The organism is Sandarakinorhabdus sp. (assembly GCF_041689835.1).
Taxonomy (GTDB): Bacteria; Pseudomonadota; Alphaproteobacteria; order Sphingomonadales; family Sphingomonadaceae; genus Sandarakinorhabdus.
On the sequence record NZ_JBDNFM010000208.1, the window covers coordinates 1 to 7,202 of the forward strand.

Annotated in this window: 7 protein-coding genes and 1 pseudogene; 5 read left to right on the top strand and 3 right to left on the bottom strand. The window is 69.2% G+C overall.

The genetic code is table 11. The features are described from left to right. Window positions 1-254, bottom strand: a 254-nt coding sequence (locus ACESL8_RS11335; protein ID WP_372918901.1) for a glutaredoxin domain-containing protein, incomplete at its 3' end; no start/stop codon positions are given. 69 nt (window positions 255-323) lie between these two features. On the opposite strand from ACESL8_RS11335, the gene ACESL8_RS11340 reads away from it, so the two are divergent. The 5 genes from ACESL8_RS11340 to glcF are packed head-to-tail and all read left to right on the top strand — an operon-like array spanning window position 324 to window position 5,741. Next, on the top strand, window positions 324-767 hold the full coding sequence (locus ACESL8_RS11340; RefSeq protein WP_372918903.1) for a MerR family transcriptional regulator: 444 nt from the start codon (window positions 324-326) through the stop codon (window positions 765-767). Window positions 768-813: 46 nt separating this feature from the next. Then, window positions 814-1,941, top strand: coding sequence for a hypothetical protein (locus ACESL8_RS11345; RefSeq protein WP_372918905.1), 1,128 nt, complete (start codon window positions 814-816; stop codon window positions 1,939-1,941). Further along, window positions 1,938-3,425, top strand: a complete 1,488-nt coding sequence (locus ACESL8_RS11350; RefSeq protein ID WP_372918907.1) for an FAD-linked oxidase C-terminal domain-containing protein — start codon at window positions 1,938-1,940, stop codon at window positions 3,423-3,425. The genes ACESL8_RS11345 and ACESL8_RS11350 overlap by 4 nt, the downstream gene beginning before the upstream one ends. Window positions 3,426-3,438: 13 nt before the next feature. Continuing rightward, complete coding sequence (locus ACESL8_RS11355) at window positions 3,439-4,563, top strand: FAD-binding protein (protein WP_372918909.1); 1,125 nt, start codon at window positions 3,439-3,441, stop codon at window positions 4,561-4,563. After that, window positions 4,560-5,741, top strand: a complete 1,182-nt coding sequence (gene glcF / locus ACESL8_RS11360) for a glycolate oxidase subunit GlcF (RefSeq protein WP_372918911.1) — start codon at window positions 4,560-4,562, stop codon at window positions 5,739-5,741. The genes ACESL8_RS11355 and glcF overlap by 4 nt, the downstream gene beginning before the upstream one ends. A gap of 167 nt (window positions 5,742-5,908) precedes the next feature. Here glcF and ACESL8_RS11365 read toward each other — a convergent pair whose 3' ends face one another. Then, window positions 5,909-6,679 (bottom strand): bifunctional precorrin-2 dehydrogenase/sirohydrochlorin ferrochelatase, encoded by a 771-nt coding sequence (locus tag ACESL8_RS11365; RefSeq protein ID WP_372918913.1) that lies wholly within the window; start codon window positions 6,677-6,679, stop codon window positions 5,909-5,911. Window positions 6,680-6,700: 21 nt separating this feature from the next. Continuing rightward, window positions 6,701-7,202 (bottom strand): annotated as a pseudogene (locus tag ACESL8_RS11370) (hypothetical protein); the annotation flags it as partial.

Genomic DNA, 7,202 nt, shown 5'->3' on the forward strand with positions numbered 1-7,202 from the left:
AGCTTGAGCCCTAACCACGCGCGCAGATCATCATGCCCGCCCACCCGCTGGCCGGCGATCCACACCTGCGGCGTCGTCTTCACGCCGTTTGCCGCCTTGAACACTTCCACTGCCTCCCGGCTGGCCAACAATACCTCCTCGAACGCAAAGCCATTGCTGCGCAGCAGATGCCGCGCCCGCAAGCCCCACGGGCAAACATGATCGGGCAGCGCCATGCGCACCAGGCGGGCCGTCCGGGGAAGCTGGGCATCCATCGAAATTGTCCTTTGCACGCCGCCGAGTCGCTGCTTAATAGCCTGCGTACCATGCTACGGAGTCAAGCCGTGTCGTCGCTTACCCCCGCCAACCTCACGCGCGCTAACCTCACGCCCGCTATCATCACGATTGCCCGCCTTGCAGCTGCTGCCGGAGTGGGCATCGAAACCGTACGCTTTTATCAACGCAAGGGCCTGATGGTTGTTCCCGCTGCCAACGGCGCCGTGCGGCATTATGGCGATGTCGACGTGGAACGCCTGCGCTTCATCCGCGCCGCCCAGCGCGCCGGTTTCAGCCTGAAGGAAATCGCCGAGCTGCTCGCCCTCGATGCCAGCGATGATCGCACCCGCGTTCAAGCGCTCACGCGCGCGCGATTGGCAGCGCTTGACGCCGAATTGGCCGAGCTCGCCGCCGCCCGCACCTTGCTGTCCGGCCTACTCGACGAATGCACCAGCGGCAGCGCTGGCCCCTGCCCGATCATCGCGACCTTCACCGGCACCAAATGCCATTGATGGCGCCGGCTCGACACAGCCGGGCGTGTCGCCCAATGTGCGGGCGATGAAAGCCTTTTCAAACATTCCCGCCATGGCCTGGCTGGCAGTGGTTATTGCGGCCTTGGCCCCGGTTGCGGCCATGGTGCTGCTGAGGGACGTTCCGGCTCCGGCACCGCTTGCCTTGGTTGGCGGCCCGATATTGGCGGTCGGGCTGATGGGCACTGGCATGATCGCAGCGGCGGCCGCCGGGCGGCTATGGATTGGCGTTCTTTTCGCCCTGCTCGCCGGGGTGGGCCTGATCCTGTTGGCGCGGGCGCTGGGCATGCCGGCGCTGCCGCACCCGATTTCTTGCCTGCTGGCCGTGATCGTCGCCACCCTCAGCTTTGCCGCACGCGGCACGCTGTTTGCCCGGGCAATGAATCGCAACGGCTGGTTGATGGCGCTGTTCGTCGTCGCCGGCGAGGCAGCGATGCTCTACGCGGCCTCGGCCCTGCCGACCTTGCTGCCAGCCTGGCTGCTGGTGCTGCTGCCCGCCCAATGGGCCAGCACGGCGATCCAGACGGCGCTCACCGGCACAGGCACACGGGCGGCAAGTTCCGCATTGTTCGCCCTGGCTGGCACGGCAGCAACGACGCTGCTGGTCGCCCTGCTGTGGCCCCGCCGCTGGCCCTACTTGCTGATGTTCTCGGCCTGGCTCGGCCTGTCCGCGCTCGTCTGGCACCGGCCCGGCCCACCGATGCCCCGCTCCGATCTTGCCGTTTACGCTCTGCCGGCATTGCTGGAACGCCCAGCCAATATCGCTCCTATCGCGATGGCACCGCCCGATCCCGCCACGGCAAGCGCGCTGGCCCGGGTGCAGCGCCAGCTTGCCTCATGGCCGCCCGCCGCGGCGGAACCCGATCTCGTCCAGCGCGCCCGCAACCTGCTGCTGATCGCCGCGGTGCTCGATCTCTACGACAGCGAACCGCTCCAATCGCACCTGCCCGGCCTTGTCAGCGCCGCGATAAAAACCCGTATCCCCGCCGTTGACCGCACCGCCATCCTCACTGCCATTGCGCTCCACCCCGAAGAAGGCAGCGTCGCGGCGCGCGGCGCGCTGCCGGCCTTGGGCCTGCCGGCCAACACGGGCGAAGAAAAGCCTGTGCGCAGCCGCATGGCGCTGTATGCCGCGCAGCTGGCGGCCCGCCCATGATGCAAATGCCCGCCCCCGATGCCGGCGTGATCACCCGCCAGGCCGAGATTGCCGCCGCACTGGCCGCGATCGTGCCCGATGGCGTGATTGCCGATGCCGATGGCGTGTCGCCTTATGGCAGCGACGGGCTGTCGATGTACCGGCAAAGCCCATTGGCCGTGGTGTTGCCGCGCACGACCGACCAGGTCAGCCGCGTGCTGGCGTGGTGCCATGCGAACGGCGTCAAGGTGGTGGCGCGCGGATCGGGCACCTCGCTGTCGGGCGGAGCGCTGCCGCTGGCCGATGGGATCGTGCTGGGGATGGCGCGCTTCAATCGCATCCTCAGCGTCGATTACGACAATCGCTGTGCCGTGGTGCAGCCCGGCGTCACCAATCTCGCCGTGACCCAGGCCACCGCACACAAAGGCTTTTATTACGCGCCCGATCCCTCCAGCCAGATTGCCTGTTCAATCGGCGGCAATGTCGCAGAAAACGCCGGCGGGGTGCATTGCCTGAAATATGGCACCACCAGCCCCAATCTGCTGGGGGTGGAGCTGGTGCTGATCGATGGCACGGTGCTGCGCCTTGGGGGCCCGGGGCAGGAACAGGCGGGCTATGATCTGCTCGGGCTGGTGTGCGGTTCCGAAGGGCTGCTCGGTGTTGTCACCGAAGCCACCGTGCGCATCCTACCCAAACCAGCCGCGCAGCGCGCGTTGTTGCTGGGGTTTCCGTCGGTTGCCGATGCCAGCGACTGTGTGGCGGCCATTATCGCTGCCGGCATCATCCCGGCGGGCCTTGAAATGATGGACGCGCCCGCGATCCGCGCGGCAGAAGATTTCGTGCAGGCCGGCTACCCACTCGACGTCGCCGCGCTGATGATTGCCGAAGCCGATGGCAGCCCAGCGGAGGTGGACGACCAGCTGGCGCGCATCACCGCCATCGCCCACGCCCACCAGTGCAGCCACCTGCGCGCCTCGACGGATGAGGCGCAGCGGCTGTTGTTCTGGGCCGGGCGCAAGGCGGCGTTTCCGGCGGTGGGGCGCATCGCATCGGATTATTACTGCGTCGACGGCACCATCCCACGCCGCCAGTTGGGCAATGTGCTGGCGCAAATCAGCGCCATCGTCGCCCGCCGCGGCTTGAGCGTGGCCAATGTGTTCCACGCCGGCGACGGCAACCTGCATCCGCTGGTGATGTATGATGCCGCCGTGCCGGGCCAGACCGAAGCCGCCGAAGCCGCCGGCGCCGAGATCCTGATGGCCTGTGTCGATGCCGGCGGCGTGCTTACGGGTGAACACGGCGTGGGCGTGGAAAAACGCGATCTGATGCTCCACCAATTCACCGCGACCGATCTTGAAGTGCAGAGCCGGCTGAAATACGCCTTTGACGAACGCGGTTTGCTCAACCCCGGCAAATTGTTTCCCACCCTGTCCCGCTGCGCCGAGATGAACGCCATGCACGTGCACGGCGGGCGGGTGGCGTTTCCCGATATCCCCAGATTTTGATGATGGTTATCTGATGGCCTACCGCCCCGCCACGCCCGAAGAATTGGCCGCGATGATCGTCGAGGCGGCAGCGCTTGGCCGGTCGGTGGCCATCTCCGGCACCGGTAGCAAGCCCGGCATCGGGCCAGGCACCGCCGATGCCGCGCTCGATGTGACCGGGCTGGGCGGCACCATCACGCATGATCCGGGCGAGCTGCTGCTCACCCTGCCGGCTTCCACGCCGCTGCTGCATGTCGAACAACTCCTCGCCCGCGCCGGGCAGTGTCTGGCGTTCGAGCCGCCTTCCCCCGATGCGATCTGGGGCCTTGGCCACGGCACTATCGGCGGCGCGGCGGCGAGCGGGCTTTCGGGCCCGCGCCGGCCGTTTGCCGGGGGGTGCCGAGATCATGTGCTGGGCCTGTCGGGCGTGACGGGGCGCGGCGAGATTTTCACTGCCGGCGGCAAGGTACTGAAAAACGTCACCGGTTTCGATCTGCCGCGCCTGCTCACCGGCTCGCGCGGCACGTTGGCGGTGCTCACCGAAATCACCCTGAAAGTGCTGCCACTGGCGCCGGCGCAAGCCACGCTGCTGCTGCCCGCCGACACAGCAGCGCGCGCCGTGCGGATCATGGCCGATGCGTGCCAGATCGATGGCGGCATCACCGGCGCGGCGTGGAGTGACGCTGCCGTGCACTTGCGTATCGAAACCAGCGTTGCCGCCCTGCCCGCCTTGATGGACGCGGCCCGCGCCCGCCTGCCCGCCGGCACCGTGATGCACGACGCCGGCAGCCGCACATTGTGGGCCGGCATCGCCAGCCTGGCCGGGCATGTGCAGGCTGATGACATTGTTTGGCGCTGCCCGCTTCCCGCCACACGCGCACCAGCGCTGGCGGCGCTGCTGCCGCCGGCCGCCCGCCTGCGGCTGGATTGGGCCGGCGCGCTGGCGTGGGTGCTGCTGCCGGCTGATCTGGCCGATCTCGATTTGCACGCCCTCGTCGCGCAAGCCGCTGGCCGCGATGGCCATGCCGAACGGCTGCGCGGGCCAGCCAGCATCGTCCCGGCCCGCGCCCGGCTCGAACCCGGCCTCGCCGCGCTGTCAGCTCGGGTGAAGGCGCAGTTCGATCCCGCCGGCATCCTCAGCCCCGCCGCCGCACCATGACCGATGCCGCTGCCCTCATCCGCAAATGCGTGCTCTGCGGTTTCTGCAACGCCACTTGCCCGACCTATCTGCTCACCGGCGATGAACTCGACGGCCCGCGCGGCCGTATCTGGCTGATGAAAGACATGCTGGCCGCGCCCGAAACGCCGCCCTCCCCGCGTGTGCTTCGCCACCTCGATCGCTGCCTCACCTGCCTGTCGTGCACCACCACCTGCCCGTCGGGCGTCGACTATGCCCAGCTGATCGATCAAGCCCGCGCCCACGCCGAACCCAGCCGGCCGTGGGCCGAACGCCTCGCCCGCCGCGCGCTGACGGGGCTGCTATCGCGCCGGCGGCTGTTCCGCGCGGCGTTGCACGTGGGCCGCCTCGCTCGCCCGCTGTCGCCATTATTGCCGGCCCGCCTGCAATCCCTGCTGGCGATGGTGCCCGCCCACATCCCGCCCGCCGGCGCCGCCGAACGCACAAACCCGCCCGCGCCCGCCAACCCCACCGGCCGCGTCATCCTGCACCTCGGCTGCGTTGGGCCCGCCCTGCGCCCCAGCATCGACGATGCCGCGCTGCGCCTGCTCACCCGCCACGGCCTCCAGATCATCGTCACCCGCGACGCCGGCTGCTGCGGCGCACTGCACCAGCATCTCGGCCAGGCCAACGTCGCCGCCACCCGCGCCGCTGCGACGCTGGCGCAATGGCGCAGCCATGGCCCAGTGGACGCCATCCTCACCACAACCTCCGGCTGCAGCAGCGTGATGAAACACTGGGCCGACCCCCTCGCCGACAAGGTGCGCGACATCAGCGAATTCATCGCCACCCTGCCGACCCTGTCTCCCACCATCCCGCCCGGAACCGCCGTGGCCTGGCACAACCCCTGCTCCCTCCAACACGGCCAACGCGTCTTCTCCGCCCGCGAGCTGCTCGTGCAAGCCGGCTTCACCCTCCACGATGTGGCCGAGCCCCACCTCTGCTGCGGCTCCGCCGGCACTTACGCCCTGCTGCAACCCGAACTGTCCGGCCAACTGAAGGTCCGCAAACACACCCACATCGCCGCCACCGGCGCGCGGATATTGGCCAGCAGCAACGTCGGCTGCCTCACCCAACTGACCAGCCCGGACTGGCAGGCAGTGCACGTCGTCGAACTGCTCGACTGGGCGAGCGGCGGGCCTTGCCCGTTGGTGAAGTAAAGAAGCGGCCTCCGGCGGGCAGGGCCTGAGGCCCTGCACCCACTTTTGTTAAGGCAAGTCCTTCAACCATCATGCTGAAACAAGTTGAGCGTGACGGGATTGTTGAGTGGAACAGAAATCCAACGGGTGCAGGGACTGCGTCCCTGCCCGCCGGAGGCCCTTCTTTTTCAGCCTGAAACCCGCAACACCACCGTCAGCCCCGGCGGCAGCGGATCGGGCACGACCTCCAACCGCGCCGCATCGCGGCGAGCGCGGTCTATCACGGCGGGGGCCACCTGGCCTTCCACAACCAGCGCATCGCAGCGGGCGAGGGCGTTCAGCTGGTTGAGGGTGAGGTCGCCGGGGTCGGGGCTGGTGAGGGTGATGACCAGCAGTTGGGGGGCGGCGTTTGAGGTGTTGGTGACCACGGCGGCGACGGCGGCTTCCACGTCTGCAATCGCCGCAAACGGATCCAGCGGGCCGCCCTCGGCCAGCGCGCGTTCCCAGAGGCGGCGGCGGTCGGTGGGGGTGGGGTGGTGGGCGGCGACGGCGTCGCGGGCGGCGAGGATGGCGCGCGCCAGGGGCCCGAGGCTGGCGGGGAGCATGGCCTCGAAGCGGGTGCGCAGGGCGCGGGCCAGGCTGGCGGAGGCGCCGGCTGTGGAGACGGCGACCACCACGGGCGAGCGATCAATGATGGCGCCCATCAGGAAGTCGGACAGGGCAGGCTTGTCGACGACGTTGACCAGCAGGCCGCGGGCGCGCAGGCGAGTGGCGGCGGCGTAGGCTTGGGCGTCGTCTTCAATGGCGACGAAGGCGAGGGCTGCTTCGGGGGCGTCTTCGCCGACCAGCGTGCCGCCGGCGGCGCGGACAAGGCGGGCTTTGGCCTCAGCGGGTTCACCGTCGCCGATAAGGATGACGGGCTTACCGGCGAGGTTCACGAAGATCGGCAGTTGCTGCATCAGCCGGCTCTGCCCCGCGCCTTACGCCGGCGCAATACTGGACTCTGGTGCGTGCGGATCGGCGACGCGGGTGAGGCGCGCCAGCAGCGCGAGGCCGCCCGGCACTGCCGAAAGCCCGGCCACCGCAGCCAGCCGGCCGACGGGGTGCCGTGCCAGCCGCAGCGCTGCCATGGCGAGGCGGACGGGGCGGCGGGTGCGGGTGAGCAGTTCGCGCTGAAATTGTGCCGCGCTGGCGCCATCATTGAGCATGGCCGCCGCCAGCCGGCCCGATTCGAGCGCGATGGCCATGCCGTCCCCGCAGAAACTGGGGATCACGGCCGCCTGATCGCCCAGCCGCCACACGCCGTCATCGTTCGGCCCCGCAAGATGACCGTAGGGCACGCGGCTGATGGCGAGGGGGCGGGCCAGCAGCGGTTCGGCGCTGGCGAGCGCGGCTAGGGCAGGCTCCGTGACCAGCCGTGCCAGCAGGGCCGGCCAACTGCCGAGGCTGCGATAATGCGCGCCGTCGACCAGCAGGCACAGG